The 16,377-nt window shown below is 68.6% G+C and carries 16 protein-coding genes and 1 tRNA gene; 7 read left to right on the top strand and 10 right to left on the bottom strand.

Going from position 1 to position 16,377, the window contains the following annotated elements:
- Positions 1-24 precede the first annotated feature (24 nt).
- Positions 25-927 (top strand): NAD-dependent epimerase/dehydratase family protein, encoded by a 903-nt coding sequence (locus tag ACIOHP_RS13425; RefSeq protein WP_401886727.1) that lies wholly within the window; start codon positions 25-27, stop codon positions 925-927.
- 620 nt (positions 928-1,547) lie between these two features.
- On the opposite strand, the gene ppk2 is transcribed toward ACIOHP_RS13425, so the two are convergent.
- The 6 genes from ppk2 to ACIOHP_RS13395 form a co-directional block, all read right to left on the bottom strand.
- Positions 1,548-2,558 (bottom strand): polyphosphate kinase 2, encoded by a 1,011-nt coding sequence (gene ppk2 / locus ACIOHP_RS13420; RefSeq protein WP_401886724.1) that lies wholly within the window; start codon positions 2,556-2,558, stop codon positions 1,548-1,550.
- 117 nt (positions 2,559-2,675) lie between these two features.
- Positions 2,676-2,918 (bottom strand): DUF6411 family protein, encoded by a 243-nt coding sequence (locus ACIOHP_RS13415; protein ID WP_355756246.1) that lies wholly within the window; start codon positions 2,916-2,918, stop codon positions 2,676-2,678.
- 301 nt (positions 2,919-3,219) lie between these two features.
- Positions 3,220-3,594 (bottom strand): hypothetical protein, encoded by a 375-nt coding sequence (locus tag ACIOHP_RS13410; RefSeq protein ID WP_401886721.1) that lies wholly within the window; start codon positions 3,592-3,594, stop codon positions 3,220-3,222.
- A gap of 10 nt (positions 3,595-3,604) precedes the next feature.
- Complete coding sequence (locus ACIOHP_RS13405) at positions 3,605-4,141, bottom strand: DUF4240 domain-containing protein (RefSeq protein ID WP_401886719.1); 537 nt, start codon at positions 4,139-4,141, stop codon at positions 3,605-3,607.
- 757 nt (positions 4,142-4,898) lie between these two features.
- Positions 4,899-5,231 carry a hypothetical protein gene (locus ACIOHP_RS13400; protein ID WP_401886717.1) on the bottom strand — a complete coding sequence of 111 codons (333 nt, stop codon included), beginning with the start codon at positions 5,229-5,231 and terminating at the stop codon, positions 4,899-4,901.
- 1,145 nt (positions 5,232-6,376) lie between these two features.
- Complete coding sequence (locus ACIOHP_RS13395; RefSeq protein WP_401886714.1) at positions 6,377-7,345, bottom strand: LysR family transcriptional regulator; 969 nt, start codon at positions 7,343-7,345, stop codon at positions 6,377-6,379.
- A 102-nt stretch (positions 7,346-7,447) separates the two neighbouring features.
- Here ACIOHP_RS13395 and ACIOHP_RS13390 point away from each other — a divergent pair, with 102 nt between their 5' ends.
- From ACIOHP_RS13390 to ACIOHP_RS13370, 5 genes are all read left to right on the top strand, one after another.
- The gene (locus tag ACIOHP_RS13390; protein ID WP_401886712.1) at positions 7,448-8,377 is read left to right on the top strand and encodes a serine hydrolase; all 930 of its coding nucleotides are present in this window, start codon (positions 7,448-7,450) and stop codon (positions 8,375-8,377) included.
- 119 nt (positions 8,378-8,496) lie between these two features.
- Complete coding sequence (locus tag ACIOHP_RS13385) at positions 8,497-9,483, top strand: MBL fold metallo-hydrolase (protein ID WP_401886709.1); 987 nt, start codon at positions 8,497-8,499, stop codon at positions 9,481-9,483.
- A gap of 191 nt (positions 9,484-9,674) precedes the next feature.
- The gene (locus ACIOHP_RS13380) at positions 9,675-10,592 is read left to right on the top strand and encodes an MBL fold metallo-hydrolase (RefSeq protein WP_401886706.1); all 918 of its coding nucleotides are present in this window, start codon (positions 9,675-9,677) and stop codon (positions 10,590-10,592) included.
- 154 nt (positions 10,593-10,746) lie between these two features.
- Positions 10,747-11,184: a hypothetical protein gene (locus ACIOHP_RS13375; RefSeq protein ID WP_401886703.1), complete on the top strand. Its 438-nt coding sequence runs from the start codon at positions 10,747-10,749 to the stop codon at positions 11,182-11,184.
- A gap of 260 nt (positions 11,185-11,444) precedes the next feature.
- Positions 11,445-12,173 carry a hypothetical protein gene (locus ACIOHP_RS13370; RefSeq protein ID WP_401886701.1) on the top strand — a complete coding sequence of 243 codons (729 nt, stop codon included), beginning with the start codon at positions 11,445-11,447 and terminating at the stop codon, positions 12,171-12,173.
- A 279-nt stretch (positions 12,174-12,452) separates the two neighbouring features.
- Here the strand turns inward: ACIOHP_RS13370 and ACIOHP_RS13365 are convergent, their stop codons facing one another.
- The 3 genes from ACIOHP_RS13365 to ACIOHP_RS13355 all read right to left on the bottom strand — a co-directional run bounded on the left by ACIOHP_RS13365 (position 12,453) and on the right by ACIOHP_RS13355 (position 13,468).
- Positions 12,453-12,695 (bottom strand): hypothetical protein, encoded by a 243-nt coding sequence (locus tag ACIOHP_RS13365; protein WP_401886698.1) that lies wholly within the window; start codon positions 12,693-12,695, stop codon positions 12,453-12,455.
- A 76-nt stretch (positions 12,696-12,771) separates the two neighbouring features.
- Positions 12,772-12,845, bottom strand: a tRNA-Met gene (locus tag ACIOHP_RS13360).
- Positions 12,846-13,021: 176 nt separating this feature from the next.
- Positions 13,022-13,468 carry an anthrone oxygenase family protein gene (locus ACIOHP_RS13355; protein WP_401886695.1) on the bottom strand — a complete coding sequence of 149 codons (447 nt, stop codon included), beginning with the start codon at positions 13,466-13,468 and terminating at the stop codon, positions 13,022-13,024.
- Positions 13,469-13,559: 91 nt separating this feature from the next.
- Here ACIOHP_RS13355 and ACIOHP_RS13350 point away from each other — a divergent pair, with 91 nt between their 5' ends.
- A complete protein-coding gene (locus ACIOHP_RS13350; protein WP_361491704.1) occupies positions 13,560-14,138 on the top strand; it encodes a TetR/AcrR family transcriptional regulator in 579 nt (192 codons plus the stop codon).
- Positions 14,139-14,568: 430 nt separating this feature from the next.
- On the opposite strand, the gene ACIOHP_RS13345 is transcribed toward ACIOHP_RS13350, so the two are convergent.
- Positions 14,569-16,332 carry a S8 family peptidase gene (locus tag ACIOHP_RS13345; protein WP_401887547.1) on the bottom strand — a complete coding sequence of 588 codons (1,764 nt, stop codon included), beginning with the start codon at positions 16,330-16,332 and terminating at the stop codon, positions 14,569-14,571.
- Positions 16,333-16,377 lie beyond the last annotated feature (45 nt).

Below are 16,377 nucleotides of genomic sequence, written 5' to 3'. Positions count from 1 at the left end.
GACCCCGGAGAAGGAGAAGCCGTCATGGCCAAGCACGTCATCATCGGTGCCGGTTCCATCGGTACCAACGTCGCTCGTCTGCTCGCCGAGCGCGGCGAGAGCGTCAGGATCGTCACCCGCAGCGGCTCCGGCCCCGAGCACCCGCTGGTCGACCGGGTCGCCGCGGACGCGTCCGACCCGTCCCGCCTGACCGAGCTGTCCCGCGGCGCGGAAGTGATCTACCACTGCGCCAATCCACCCTCATACACGGTGTGGGAGCGCCTGCTGCCGCCCCTGCAGACGGCGGCCATCACCGCCGCCAAGGCGAACGACGCCGTCCTCGCGCTGACCGGCAGCCTTTACGCCTACGGTCCGCAGCCCGGTGGCCGGATGAACGAACACACCCCCATGACCGCCACCGGGCACAAGGGCCGCCTGCGCAGACGCATGTGGGAACAGGCCCTCGCCGGGGGGATACGCACCGTCGAGGTCCGCGGCTCCGACTACATCGGCAAGGACGCCAACGGCATCTACTCCCTGCTCATCAAGTCGGCCCTGCAGAAGGGGAAAGCGGCCTGGATCACCGGCCACCTGGACATGCCGCACACCTTCACCTTCAACGGTGACATGGCACAGTCCCTCATCACGCTGGCCTCGGAAGAACGCGCGTGGGGCCGACCCTGGCACGTGCCGTCTCCGCCGGCCGTCACCATTCGCGAGCTGGCACGGCGCTATGCCGCCGCGGCGGGCCGACCACCGGTCAAACTCATCCAGATACCGCGCTCCGTGACACGTACGGCCGGGCTGATCGTGCCGATCGCCCGCGAGATGGCCGAGATGGACTACCAGTGGTACGCGCCGTTCCACATGGACGCGACGGAGACCGCCGACACCTTCCGCCTGACCGCGACCGACCTCGACACCGCCGTTCGCAACGAGGTCGGCTGAACTCCCACCGCCACACCGGCAGGCCGACGGCATGGCCGCCGACACCGGCAACGTTCGTGGTCACGGCACTAGCGCAGCTGACCGTGGAGCGCCCGGCTGTACATGACAGCGACGCCCGGACATGTGGCTTCAGTGCCTACTGATAGCAGGGAGGGCCGCACAGCGCAGTAACCGTGCGGCTATCGCCAACTGCCGGGAAGGTGACGTCGTAGATGGTGGCCGTGGGTATGTTGCTCGTCTCCCATGGCATGGGGGCAGCTACGGCCTGGGGAGCGAGAGAGGTGAAAGCTGCGATGGCCACGAACGCGGCCGCCACCGCTCCCCTGCGCAGACGCATCTGGACTCCTGAATCGATCGTCGGCTCGTGAAGTTAGGCTTCCGGAACGCTGCTTGGCCAGCCGTCTCTGCTGGCTGCCGGCCTCAAAGTCCGTCCAGCCCTACAGGATGGCTCGCGGTTCTCTTCAGCAGAACACCTGAACGCGGAACGCCCGGTCGTTGGAGTTCAGCTCCACCTCGGTCCATGGACGCACCGTGGTGGCGTAGGTGAAACCGGGTCGGTTACGGAACTCCTGCCAAACCATGAACGTGGGGCGCTCCTGACAGATCGCCATTGGCGCCGATCAGCGCTGCTCGTCGTCTGCCCTGTCCGGGTGGTTGCCGGGGCCGTGGCCGTACCCGGTCAGGGGGGTCGGGGAGAGGTCGGTGGGTTCCTCACCGGCCTCCAGCAGCGTGTTCGCGGCACCCACGATCAGCGAGTCGGGCTTGCCCACGGCCGCGTAATCCTTGGTGGGATAGTCGCAGCGGTCGAGGAGGCTGCGCATCGCTTCGAGCCTGCCGCGGCGTTTGTCGTTGTTCTTCACCACGGTCCACGGGGCGTGTGGAGTGTCTGTCGCCCGGAACATGTCGACCTTGGCCGCGGTGTACTCGTCCCACAGGTCGAGCGAAGCGAGATCCGTGGGGGAAAGCTTCCAGCGGCGTACGGGATCGACCGTGCGGATCGCGAAACGGGTCCGCTGCTCGGCCTGGGACACCGAGAACCAGAACTTCACCAACAGGATGCCGTCCCTGGTCAGCATCTCCTCGAACAACGGGGCCTGCTCCAGGAAGGTGCGGTACTCCGCCTCGGTGCAAAAGCCCATCACCCGCTCGACACCGGCCCGGTTGTACCAGGAGCGGTCGAAGAAGACGATCTCACCGCGGGACGGCAGGTGCGCCACATAGCGCTGGAAGTACCACTGCCCCGCTTCCCGCTCGGTCGGCTTCTCCAGCGCCACGACGCGGGCGCCTCGCGGGTTGAGCCGCTCGGTGAACCGCTTGATCGTGCCACCTTTGCCGGCCGCGTCACGGCCCTCACAGAGCACGACCACCCGCTGACCGGTCTCCTTCACCCAGCGCTGCATCTTCAGCAGCTCGACCTGCAGAACGCGCTTGGTCCTCTCGTACTCGGACCGCTTCACCTTCCGGTCGTACGGGTAGTTCTCCAGCCACGTGTCCACCGCACTTCCGTCCGCGTCCAGGAGGATCGGTTTCTCCGGCCGGCGTTCGTCCACACGGAGGCCGTCGAGCAGGTCCGCCTCGACCGGAGTCCCGTCGTCCTCGTACGGCTGGGCCTTGTCGTCGTGCTCCGACATCACCAATCTCCTGATCACCCTCATGCGCCGACGCGGATGGTGCCCACACGACACAGGGACCCGAACCGCCTCCGACCGGTACCGCCCGGACGACCGCCGCCAAGCACGGCACCCCTCTCAGAACGGAAGGCGGCCTCGCGCCCGCCGGCCAGCGGAACCGCTGCGACCGACCGCGCGGGAGCTGGAGCTGAAGGGTTTGCTCAGCAGCCGTCCCAGGACCCCGGGCGCCTTGGATCCGGCCCGCGAGCCAGCCCCGAGACCACGCTGGGCACCGTTCTGCGGATGCCGGGAAAGACGCGGCACGAGGAAGGCCAGCACGGCCAGAAGGACACATGCGGCGATGACGACGGCGATGACCATCAAAGGCTCCCGGGTTCAGTGGAAGGTTTGCTTTTCTCCGCTTCTGCTGGACCGCGTGCCCCGTCTACCCGCAATCACGCTGGATCCGACCGACCGCATCCGGTGCTTGTCCAGCAGGGCAGACATCGTCGACGCCTTATGTTGCAGGCGCTGACCGCCACCGCCCCCTTCTCCGCCCGCCCGTTATGTTGCGCTCGCGGTGATGCACCACCGGACCCCCAAGGCCGGGCTCAGTTGCCTCGGGTCGGTCCACCTCGGTGCCTACCGCCCGGGAGGGCGACCGATGGCCAGCCCTTGGCGATCAGGCGTCAGCAAGGATCTCGGCTCTCAGCCGGTCATACTCGGCCACAGCCGCGGGCACGTCGTCGAAGTAGTCATCCCAGAAGCCGGCACGCTGCCATTCACGCGGAGCCAGGGTCAGCCTGCCGTCCTCCAGCTCCGCCACCCAGCAGCTCGGCATTCTGTTGCTCACGACGGTGAACATAGCCGCGTCCCACAGACCTGGGCGGTCCCGATACTCCGTGGTATCGACCAGCTCAGGGATACGGAGCAGCACTCGATTCGCACCAGTGAGAACCTCCAGCACCGGGTAGTCCGCTCCGACACGGATGGCGGGGTGATCGGTCACAACCTCTCCGGTTGCCGGGCTGATGATTTGGATGCAGCGGACGATCATGGCGGGCAGCCTACGTCTGGACGCCGGACCTGCCACCCAGCTCCACAAGCCGCGGGAATCGCTCTCGCACGGCCTCACAGTCCATCAGGTCGATGCGGTCGCCGGTCGGCCCTTCGCCCTGAATGGGGCTGGGTGGGAATTCACCCCCGCAGTCACCGGTCAGATCTTCCCAGACACCCCAGACCAGCATGCTCAGTTCCTCGGCCGCCCCGGACTCCACAGAACGACGGTCGTCGGCAAGCGTCGCCAGAGCATCTGGGTCAGTGGCGATGTGGTTCACCGCATCACGACCGTGGCTCATGATCCACGCACGGACGTCGCTGAAGAAGTCGTCGCTCACAAAGCCGAGCAGAACACACGAGGCATCCCATATGGGCCAGGTGAAGACACGCTCCTCGATCTCGTCCCAGCAGTCGCGGAACTCGAGAAGGCCCGCCACAGTCCCAGCCGCCAGATGCGCACGGAGCAGCCGAGCCTGCTCCTCCAGCACTCCGTCGCTTGCCTGACGCGCGCCTTCGATCAGCGTCCAGAACTCGTCCTCAGTCACGCCGGAAAGCTACAGCTCGGCTCTGACAACGACCAGCGATCACCCTCAGTCGACCTTGTGCTTCACAGGTGCAGAGAAGCCAGCGCAAAACCCACCGCTACGGCAGCGGCGGCGAACCGCTCTGCCAGTGGTGCATGGCCGCCGCGAAGGACCAGTGGGACTCACGCGTGCGCCACACCAGCGCCCGCAGCACTTGCCTACCTGCTCTGACCCCGAGACAGCGACGGCGACGTATCGTGACGCCGTGAAGAGAGCCCGTTGGCCCGCAATCGGCGCGTGGATAGCGTGGTGGGCGGTTGTCACCGTTGGTTTTTGGCTGCTCAGCAAGGTCACGGATCAGCAACTGGACATCGTGGAGTCCGCTGCGGTTGCTGTGCTTGCGATCGTCTCGGGTGAACTCGCTGACCGTCGGCGTCGACGCCGGAATGCACAGCGCGTCGGCTCGCGGGCTCAGGCCGACGAGTAACCAGGATCTGCGGCGGCATGCTCGGCCGTCCGTTCGCCGACGGATACCTGTCCGCGAACATCTCAGCCGGGAACAGCTCGCCCACGGTGCTCGGCCAAGAACGCGAACACCTTCCCTGCCGCAATCAGATCCCGGCAGGCCTCCCACACGACCGGCCCGACCATCTCGCCGACCCACTCGCCCATCGCCCCATGACGGGCCTGGCCCTGCCGCTCACGCGGCAAGGCCGTAACCCAAGATCTTCATCGACCTTCTCGGGGGCTCCTGATGGATCTGAGCGTCCCGGGACGCTCAGCCGCCGTACTCGATCGCCACGCCGCCGACGCCGCTGCTCAACGGGCCGCAGCCGATACCCTTGCTGTAGGTGTTGCCCGGCGGCACATATACCCAGTCCGAGTAAGCGTCGGGGGACCAGCCGCAGATGGCGATCACCGAGAACGCGTGCAGCTGCGTCCCGGGGTTGTAGCACTGGCCCCAGGCCATATCGTTCTCGATCCAGGTGCTGCACTGCAGCACGTTGGGCTCCGCGGCCGCCGCGGGTGAGGCGGTCGCGAGACCGACTCCGCCGGCGAGAGCGATCCCCGCCGTTCCGGTGGCGAGTGCGCGCTTCCAGAGGCTCTTCATGCCCTGCCCTTCTGTTCCGCCCTGTGCCGGCGGGTACCTGAGATGTCTGGGGATCCCGATAGTGAAAATGCCCCCTGCATCCCGCTCTGTGACGAGACCGGTGGAGCGACTGTGGCCGGGAGCTACCGTGCCGCGAGTGATCATGGCTCCTTGAGGAGCGCGGCCCTTCCTACGCTGAGGATCCGGCGGATGTTGCGCAGGTGTTTTCCTTGGGGAAAGGGCTGGAAGCGCCGACAGGTCGCTCCGCTGTCGGTCCGCCAGCACCTCGAACGGTAGCCAGCGCCGTGGGCGCCGCGTCCCTGACACATGTCAGGGTGTCGACCTGCCGCCCAGCGCCCTGACACGCGGAGCCCGACGTCGTCCGGCTCCGGAAAGAGAACGAACAGCTCAAGTGGGCGATGGACAGCCGGCCCCAGATAGACATGGCCCGCGGGATCCCTGATTGCCCAACTCGGCTGCTCCGTCGAGGAGTCGTGGGAAGTCCTGGTCGAGGTGTTCCAGCGCAGCAACACCCGTGCGTGTCGTAGCCGAACAAACGATCGCGGCTGCGACGGACACGGCCCCCCTTTCCCGAAAGCCTGCGGGATCGCCTGGTCACCGCGATGACGCGAAGGTCAGCGCTGGGACATAGGCCCGGCCTGACGGGGTAGACGGGCTCCGTTGATCGGGGAAGGACCGTGACCTGGGGAGGTCAAGCGGTCCTTCCCCGGTCTCGAAACCCGCCACCGACGTTCAGACAAAGAAGCCCACGTCGGTCAGCGGGTCTCCACCCCATCAGCCAACGGCGTTCCACGCGCTGGCTGCGACGGTTGACGTCGGCGGCTTGTCCTCATCGTCATGACAGCCGATCGAAGGCCCCGATCCACCCCGGATGATCGGGAGTTGCGGTTGTGGAAGGTCGGCTGGGCGCCGCCCGTCGGACAACTGCCGTCGTGCCGGCCGCCGTCGAGGACGCGGCGTTCTCCGGCCGCTGGGTGTTTTTCCTCGGCGCCGGTGTTGGAATGGTTCGCGGTACTCCGATGCGGCTGGTTCTGGCCGGGCTCCCGGGGTCTAGCGGTCGTACCTCGCCGCATTGTCGTCGGTTGCCAGGGCTCCGCCCCCGCCTTGCGACGCCCGGCAGCGGACCCCGCTCCACACGAAAGGACTCAGCCGTAGACCACTGACCACGGGCGCGGGAGTTCGTCGTCTTGGTAGTGGATACCGTCGCGTCGCGTGTGCGCGGTGTGGTCGCGGGCCAGGACACGGTGCGCGAGTTCCGCGAAACGGCGGGCGGCCGGGTGTGCTCCCCGGCCGGCGGGCCAGGCGCCGCTGATGTGCAGGGTGAGAGGGCGGTCGGCCAGCGGCCGCCAGGCGACGCGGGCTTCCTTGCGAGCTACCGGTCCCTGGTCGAAGGCGACTCCGTGTCCCGCCGTCACGAGGGCGAGCAGGAACTCGGGGTTGGACGCGTGCCGCAGGCGCCCGGGAACGAAGCCCTCGGCGCGGCACACGTCGAGGATCCGGTCGTACCAGCCTGGTGCGTGTGCCCGGGGGAAGAGCACGAGGTCGTGGCCGGAGAGCTCGCCGAGCTTCACCTCCGGCAGCCGGGCCAGCGGTGACGTGCGCGGCAGGACGATCCCCAGGTCCAGCGAGGCTGCGGGGCCGAGGTTCAGTTCGGTGGCGTCGACGGGGTGGTGTACGAGCCCGACGTCCAGCCCGCCGCAGGAGAGCAGCCGCAGTTGCTCCTCGGTGGTGACCTCCTGCAGGTCGACGGAGAGCCCCGGAGCGTGCTCCGCGCAGGCAGAGAGCAGCGCGGAGAGCACGGCAGCTGTGGTGTCGGGCGGGACGCCCGCTCGCAGCGTGCCGAGGCCGCCGTCGGCGGCGCGGCGGGCCAGGGTGCGCAACCTGTCTTCCCGGGCGAGGAGTTCGTGGGTCTCTTCCAGCAGTGCCGCCCCGGCAGCGCTCAGGCGGACGCCGCGCTGCGAGCGGTCGAACAGTTCTGTTCCGAGTTCCTTTTCCAGCCTGCGGATCGCCTGGCTGAGCGGCGGCTGCGCCATACCCAGCCGCTCGGCTGCCCGGCTGAAGTGCAGCTCGTCGGCTACGGTGACGAACAGGCGCAGGTGGCGTAAGAGGTCCACGAGCAAGATCGTACGTGAGGGCCGCTGCGTGGGGAATGGATCGGCTGGTGGGGCCCGACCGCGATCCGAGGATCAGTGCGTGCCGGTGGCAAGGGGGAAGCAGTGACAGAGGAACGCATCCGACAGGTTTTCGCGGGGGCTGGGGCCGAGGGGCAGCTGCATGCGATTGCCGTTCGCTCACGCACGACGGTCGCCGTGGATGCCGGAGCGGAGCGGGGTGCCGGTGAAGTGGCCGTCGGCGCCGACGATCCCGTCGTGATCGCCTCGATCTTCAAGGTGCTGATGGTGCTGGAGTTCGCCCGGCAGGTCGTCGCCGGCCAGCTCGACCCGCGGGAGCGGGTGCGGGTGACCGCGGCAGACCGCCTCGGTGGCTGGGGGACCGCCGGCTGTCTGGACGACGTCGAACTGTCGCTGCGCGATCTGGCCCACTTCGCGATGTCGGTCAGCGACAACTCGGCGGCCGACCTGTTGCTGGCCCGCGTCGGCCTGGACACGGTACGGCTGCTCGCGGAAGAACTCGGCCTGGATCGGACCCGGATCGTGGGCGGACCACGAGACCTGCTGGAGTCGATGCTCGCGGAGGTCGGGGCGCGGGACGAGCGAGAGTTCGCCGTGCGCTACCCGGCCCTGCCGGACGACCGCAAGAAGCGACTCGCCGTGCTGGACCCCCGCCACACCACGGCGAGCACACCTCGCGAGATCACCCGGCTGCTCCACCTCATCTGGAGCGATACCGCCGGGCCGCCGGAGGCCTGCGCATTCGTACGTGACCTGATGGGCCGTCAAGTCTTTCGCCACCGCCTTGTGTCGGGCTTCCCGGACGACGTCACCGTCGCGGCCAAGACCGGAACCCTGCCAGGGCTGCACATGGAGGCGGGTGTGGCCCGATACCCCGACGGCGAGTGCTACGCGATCGCCGTCTTCGCCCGCACCCAGGACCTGACCGCCTCCCGCACGACGGTGGACGCCGCCATAGGCAGGGCAGCCGGCATCGCGGTCGACTTCCTCCGCGGCAACGGCGACGGCCGGTGACCAGGTCACATATGCGTTCGCCTATCACCAGGGCCTGACTCCGGTCTTGGACACGGCCGTTCACGCCCTGATCTTCTTTCGCCATGACCCAGGACACACGAGCCACGAACAGATCAGACATGCCCTCCGGCCTCACGCTCAACCGCCGTTCAGTGCTGCGCGGTGCCGCGCTCGGTGCCGCCTCCCCGCTGATCCCGGCCACGGCCGCCACCGCCTCGGCCGGGAACCGCGGCCCGCGCAGTGGCCAAGACGCAGGCTCGGCCACGTTCCGCTGGCTCGGCACCGCCGGCTGGCGCATCGACGTCGGCGACCGGACCGTCCTCTTCGATCCGTACCTCACTCGCTTCACCACCGGCCTGTACGAGGGCGCCTTCAACCCCCGGACCGCACTGCAGACCCGGCCAGAGATCGTGGACGCGCACATCGGCCACCCCGACCTCGTCCTGGTCAGCCACTCCCACTGGGACCACCTCGCCGATGTCCCCCACATCGCCAGGACCACTGGCGCGCGCGTTGTCGGCACCGAGACCACGTACCACCTGCTGGTCGCGCTGGGCGTCGACGCGGCGCAGATCTCCGTCGTGAAGGGCGGCGAAGTCCTGGACTTCGACGGGATCGTCGTCGAGGTCGTGCCGAGCCTGCACAGCCGCAACAAGACGTGCGCCTACTTCGCCCCGGGCACGCTGAACTCCCCGCCCCCGACAGTCCCGAGCACCATCTCAGACCTGCCGGAGGGCGACACCCTCGCCTTCCAGGTGACGGCCGGGAACAGCGGCCCGTCGGCCTTCCTCATGGGGGCCAGCGACTTCTCCGAGCGTGCGGTACAGGGCCTGCGCCCCGACCTCGCAATGATCGCCATACCTTCCAGCACCGCCACACACCGCTACATACCCCGGCTGCTGCGTGCGCTGGACCACCCTCGCGTGGCCGTCCCCGTCCACTGGGACAACTTCGAAACACCCCTGAGCGGTTCTCCCGAACGAGACCCGGCGATGGATCTGGACACGTTCGTCGCGCAGGTCGAAAAGGTGGCCCCCGCGACGCGGGTCGTCGTCCCGGACTACCGCACGGTGTACGACGCCACCATGCGACCCAAGAGCGCCTAGGCACTCACGGTGCAGTTGTCCTCTCCGACACGGATCGTCGTCCCGAGGCACCGGGACGACGCGGTCCGGCCGCGGGGCCAAACGCTACCGCGGGCCCGATTCCGTCGCCTGCCAGAACACTCATCGGGAGAAGCACAATGACTGCATTACCCCGCCACAGCGGCACAAGTGGTCCCCTCACGAGGCGTCGCTTGGGCCAACTCGCGGCTCTCGGGCTTGTGGCCGGTGTCGGCTCGGCGGGTCCCACCCCCGCGGCCGCGGCCGCCGAAACGGACGACGGGCGGGTCCACTACGCCCGTGCCCGCAGGCTGGCCGGGACCGACCCGGTCCTGCGCGCCCTCGTGACGGCGCTGACCCCCGGCCGCGACTTCCCCCGCCCGCCCGCGCCGGCTCCGATCAAGCTCTTCGACAACCTCGCCATGCTGAGCACGGGATGGGTCTCCGCGATGGCGGTGCTCACCGACGACGGGATCGTACTCATCGACGCCCTCACCTCCGCCGCGGAGGCCGAGAACGTGCTCCTGCCCGGGCTCCGAGCACTGGGGGCCGATCCGGAGACGATCAGATACATCGTCCTCACCCACGGCCACAACGACCATTTCGGCGGAGCACGGTATCTCGCCGACCGCTACGGAGCACGGGTGCTGATGTCTGCAGCCGACTGGGACCTCGTCGGCGGCACCCAACCCGCCGACGCCCCCGCCCGGGACCTCGAGATCGCGGACGGGCAACGGCTCACGCTCGGCGGCACGACGATCCAACTGCACCACACTCCAGGCCACACACCGGGCACCGTCTCACCGATCATCCCGGTGAGAAGGGGCAGCGAGCGTCACACCGCCATGCTGTGGGGCGGCACCAACCCGCCCACCACACCCACCGCGCTGCGCACCTATCTGAGGTCCATCCACTCCTTCCGAGCACAGATGCGGCGTACGAACGCGGACGTGGAGTTGTCCAACCACCCCAACGACTACGGCCTCCAGCGCGCCGAGCAGCTCCGCAGCCGCCCCGACGGCCCGAACCCCTTTGTGCTCGGCCGCACGCGGACGCAGCGGTACATGATGGTGATGGACTCCATGCTGCGTGGGCGCCTCGCCGACGCCTGAGCACGCACCGCAGCGGGCCACTCGCGTTCTCCCGGTGTGTCAGTGCAGGGTCTCTTCTGAACGCCATTTTGATCCGCGCGAACCATGAGTCACCCCTGAAGGGCGCCTCCCGCTCCCGGGACACCCGCAGCGCAACGAAAGGACCACGTCCTCAGTGAACGCCGTCTCGGCGCCGGCGATCAGCGCCCTCCTGGTGATTCTTCTGGGCGCGTTCGTGCTGAGCGTCTGGAAGACCGCGCGCGGCTTGCCGACTCGCCGCTTCAAGCGCCCCGCATGGTGGGCTTTCCCCGCAGTCGTGCTCGTCGGTATCGGCTGCGTCACCTGGTTCGTCGGAGCCCTTTCCGGTGGCCTCGACGTCGGGGAGGCGTGCGCGGCTCGTGGCGTGCCGTACGACAAGGAATACCGGGCTGAACACTGGCGTGAGCCGTCACGCTGGTTCCCTCTGCACAACAAGTGCAACGCTCAGCACGACTTGGTGCCCACCTTCGTCAACCCCACGCTCGTCGCCGTCGCCGTGCTGCTCCCCTGCTGTGTCGCGGGGGCAGTTGCGGCGTCGGCGCTCGAAAGGAACAAGCGTGAGACACCACGGTGACAGTCGGTCGCTGGCGGGCTGACACGTCCGTGCGGCAGATCACGTGACACACGGCCGCCCGCGGTCTGTTCTTTCCAGTCGGACCGGGCAGTGGCGAACATGCGGCAGCGGGTCACCAACCGCCCCGAGCAAATCCGATGGCACCGACAGCCTTCCGACGACAAACTGCACCGGTGAACACCCTGCCACCGCCGGCCGACCCGCTCCTCTTGCCGGTACGGGACCCACGCGCCCGCGACCTCGTTCTCGATTATGCGGACATGGACGCTCTGGTTGCCGACCTGGTTCTGCCCGGTGATGCGTCGATGTACGTCATGAGCGCGATGGAAACCTCCCGCGAGCTCATCCGCCACTCCTACTACCGGTACGAGTTCGCCACCGTCGCCGTCACGCATTCCCTGTTCGCCCTGGAGCACGTCCTTGCCGAGCGTCTGGCCGCGAACGAACCACTCCATGACCTGATCGACCGGGCCACCGACGCAGGGCTCATCACGGCCGGACTCGCCGCCGAACTCGACCGCAGCCGACTGCTCCGCGACAACCTCACGCAGGGCGCCGAGTCAAGTGCCGCCCTCCACCCGATCCGGGCCCTCACTATGGTGCGTGCCGTCTTCGATGCCGTCTCCCTGCTCCTTCGCCCACCGTCCACGGCAGGGACGGCAGCGCCCGATGTGGGCGGAGCACAGCCCGAAGGCGGACTCGCCCGGCTGTGGGAGGACCACCTGCGCGCACCGTTCCCCGACGGCTTCCGCGGCGTGGACTTCGACGGCGTCGATCTGGTCCTCCTGGACGCCGACGTCGCCGGCCTCGTGCAGAGAGAGCTGAACGGCGGACTCGACGACAGTGGCATCGCCCACCTCTGGGGCTGCATCACCGACCTCGACAAGATCGTGCCCCTGATCAACGAGGAGTACTGCGCCTCCTACTTCACGAAACTTCGGACGATGGCTCAGGTCGCAGCAGCGCCCCACCTCCCCACCGCGACCTGACCACTGGGTGAAACTGGGGGCCTCCCACGACCCTCGTCAGGGTCTCGCTCGATCGTTCTGAAACCCCTCCATCCAAGGCGAGATCGGATACGAACTCGCTGATGACAGGCGTCTGGGCCGTCCCGTCAGGCCCAGCCAACCAGCGGGGTAGGCAGCATCGAGGCGACCGAGCGCAGCGGCCGCCACTCCCCCACTGTCCCAGCCACCCGGGGGCCTGGCCCCTGAGCGGTGCCGCCTGGCTGAGTTTCACTCACCGCGTCCGTCACACCTGACGCGCACTCACAGCGCTGCCACGGCCAGCGCGCAGGCCACGACGACCGCCGCCACCGGCAGCATCACCACCCGTACCCGACTAATCCACTGCGGCCGTTCGCCGTCACCCGCGACCGCGTGATCGGCACATCCCGTCAGGCCTGCTTCCGCATCGCCGGCGTTCTCGTCGTCCTGAGGCTCGAGCCAGTAGGCGCCCGTCAGCCGGGCGAAAGCCACCGCAGTCCGGTCTGATCCCATGCCGTCCGTCATGCCGCCTTCAACGAACGAGCGGCAGGACAGATGCGACAGGGCCCGGATCCGTATGGATCCGGGCCCTGTATCGCAGTAGCGGGGACAGGATTTGAACCTGCGACCTCTGGGTTATGAGCCCAGCGAGCTACCGAGCTGCTCCACCCCGCGCCGGTGATCGCCAGCTTACGCCACCGCCACCCCGGTGAAGACCACGCCGGCGATCTGTCGGGGTCTCAGGTATGGACTCTCAGCGGCAGATGCATGCCCGGGCGTCGGGATTTCGGTGATCCGCTGCCGCACGAGGAGTGGGATGGTGCCCACCGGCGCCGCGCCGACCCGCGGGCTCAGGTGAGGGCGGCCGCCAGGCAGGCGAAGGCGGCGACGATGACGGCGACGCGGACGTAGTGCCAGCGGTCCCAGCGCTTCATCTGCTCCTTGTAGTCGGCCGGCCGACTGCCCTCGGTCCACGTCTTGACCCGGTTGTTGATCGGGACGAGCACCAGGATCGACATGACCACGCTGACGATCAGCAGCGCGGCGGCGGTCATGACGAGGCCGGTGCCCTCGTCGTCCCATCCGGCGACGGCCCAGACCCCGACGAGGACGAGCGAGCCGATGTACCAGAACGGCATCACGGCGCCGCCCACTCGGGCGCCGTGGACGCGGCCTCGCAGGCCGTTGTCGCCGGGGAGTGCGTTGAGGATCGGGTTGATAAAGAAGGGGACGGCGACCTCCACCCCCACCATCACGCCGACGACCACGATGGTGACGACCTCGAGTGCATTGAGCATGATGACCTCTCCTGGAATCTAGCGTCGCTAGGTAATGAAGCAACGCTATCACTGCTGTCGCTCGAATATCTAGCAGTGCTAGGATCGAATCATGTCGGTACAAGAACGCAAGCAGCGCGAACGGGCGGAACGCGAGCGCCTCATCGTGGCCACGGCCCGCGAACTCGCCGAGCAACAGGGCTGGGACGCGGTCACCACCCGCCGGCTCGCCGAACGCATCGAATACAGCCAGCCCGTCCTCTACAGCCACTTCCGCGGCAAGCGCGAGATCATCGGCGCCGTCGCTCTGCAGGGCGCTTCCGAGATGGCCGTGGCGATGCGGGCCGCGACCGCCGCCGCCGACGGCCCCCGCGCCCGGGTCACCGCGCTGGCCCGCGCCTACCTCGCCTTCGCCGAACGCCATCCGGCGGTCTACGACGCCCTGTTCCAGCTCGACGGCGGCCTGGCGTACGCGCAGGAGGACACCCCCGAACCGCTGAAGGACGCCTTCGCCGCGCTGCTGGAGTGCCTCAGCGAGGTCGCCGGGGACGGCGTGCGCCCGGAGCTGTTCACCGAGACGTTCTGGGCGTCCCTGCACGGGCTGGCCACCCTTACCCGAGCGGGACGGCTCCCGCCGCAGGACACCGAGCGCAGGACGGAGCTGCTGGTGGACCGGCTCGCCATGCTCTGACGCACCGTCCCGGATGGCACATGGCCGGCATCCTCGGGCCCCGCCGCCTGCCTGCGGCATAGCTTCCGGTAGCTGCGGTGCTCATTGATCACGACTCGATGGTCGAAGCCGTGCGCTGAGCTCGGTGCCCGCCTCCCTCGCACTCGCCTCGTTGCCGGTGTGCGTCCTGGGCGGAGTTTTTGCGTCGTGGCCGCGGCGCGGACACGGCCCTGCGGCTCCTCACGGGCCACACGGCGAGCTGGACAACGGTCCCAGGCCGTCAGCGGCCTTCCTGGACGCCACCGGTATATGGGCCCCGACCGCGGCGTACACCGCAGCCGAAGCCCATATTCCCTGTGCTGCCCAGCAGTTCGCAGCCCTGGACGAACAGACCGCAGCCCGCCTTGTCCGCGGCCGCGGACGGAGGGCTTGGGCGTTGCCGGGTCCTGCGCTAGAGGGTCAGGTTCCAGGCGTCGATCTTTCCTGTGTCGGAGGCGGCGTTGTCGTTGACGCGCAGCTTCCAGGTGCCGTTCGCGACCTCCGAGGAGGCGTTCACGGTGTAGGTCTGGGCGATGTTGTCGGCGCTGCCGCCGGTGTGGTTGTGCAGCGTGTAGACGGTGCCGTCCGGGGCCACCAGGTCGACCTTCAGGTCACCGATGTAGGTGTGCTTGATGTCCACACCCACCTTGAGGGTGGCCGGGGCGTTGCCGGTCACACCGGTGACGGCAATCGGGCTCTCCACGGTCGCGTTGTCGTTGATGGCGACGTCCGCGAGGTTCTCGAAGTACTTGCCGGGCGGCGGGGTGGTGCCGACGGCCTTGAGGGCGTCGGTCTGTCCCTCGCCGAAGAACGAGTTGTTGGCCGTCGTGCCGGTGCAGCGGCTGTCCGAGGGGCAGGCGATGTCGTTGGCCTGGGCGGCAAGCTTGGCGCGGATCTGCGCCGGGGTGATGCCCGGGTCGGCGCTGGCGATGAGGGCCGCCACGCCGACCACGTGCGGGGTGGCCATCGAGGTGCCGCTCTTGCTGCCGTAGCCGCCGCCGGGGACGGTGGAGTACACGCTGCTGCCCGGCGCCGCGATGTCGATGACGCCCTGCCCGTAGTTGGAGAACGAGGCCTTGGTGACGCCCGTGCCGTTGGCCGCGACGGTGACCACGCCCGGCAGTTCGGTCGGGATGTCGAGGCAGGCGTTGGTGATGGTGCGGGTGACCGGCGTCGAGTCGTTCGGGCTCGCGGAGTCGGTCGTCTTGTGGGCGAGGTCGTAGTTCTCGTTGCCCGCGGCGGCGATCTGGAGGGAGCCCTTGCCCTCGGCGTACTCCTGGGCGCGCTTGACGCCCTCGATGATGGCGGCCTGGTCGATGTTGTCCGGGCAGTTGAACTGCCAAGGGTCCGTGTAATAGCTGTTGTTGGTGACCTTGAAGCCGTGGTCACCGGCCCAGACGAAGCCGCAGATGGTGTTCTCGGCGAAGAAGAAGGAGTTGCCCGGCTCGGCCACCCGGACCGCGGCGATCTTCACCCCGGGGGCCACGCCGACGACGCCCTTGCCGTTCTTGGCCGCGGCGACGGTGCCTGCCACGTGGGTGCCGTGCGTGTCGACGTCCCGCCAGGCGCCGGCGCGGGTGTCGGGCTTGCCGTAGGCGCAGGAGACCGAGTCGGCCGCGTCGAAGTTTGGCGCCAGGTCCTGGTGCTGGTCGTCCACACCGGTGTCCAGGATGCCGACCTTGACTGAGGCGGAGCCCGGGTTCACCGCCCAGGCCTGGTCGGCCTTGATCTGGCTCATGTCGGCCCGGACCGGTTCTCCGGCCGGGGTCGAGGCCTGGGCCGGATTGGCCGGGAGCGCCGGGTTGTAGGCGTCGGCCGGGACGTCCGAGGTGCGCGTGGCGCCGACCTGCTGCACTCCGGCGACGCCGCGCATGGTGGCGGCGAATCCGCTGGACGCCGAGTGGGCGACGATCACGCCGATGGCGTCGAAGTTCGAGAAGACGGTGCCGCCGTTGGCCGCGATCGCGGCGCGGACCGCCGAACTGTCACCGGGGGCGGTGATCACGAGGTAGGCACGCGTGCCGGCCACCCAAGTCGCACTCTGGGAAGCCGCCACGGCCGCCGGAGCGTGGGCCTTGGCGGCCGGCACGGTGGAGGAGGGCGCGACAGGGAGCGTGCCCGCGAGGGCGCCCGGGGCACCGAACGCGAAGGCGGCACCGAGCGTGGCAGCCATCACCAGCGTGCGTCTGGAGCGGCTGGATATGTGGGGTATCAAGGCATC

Origin of the sequence: Streptomyces sp. NPDC087859, from assembly GCF_044742595.1 — a bacterium.
Classification (GTDB): Bacteria; Actinomycetota; Actinomycetes; order Streptomycetales; family Streptomycetaceae; genus Streptomyces; species Streptomyces canus_F.
The sequence above is the reverse complement of the archived record's forward strand: the minus strand, read 5'-3'. Positions and strand labels throughout refer to the sequence as shown.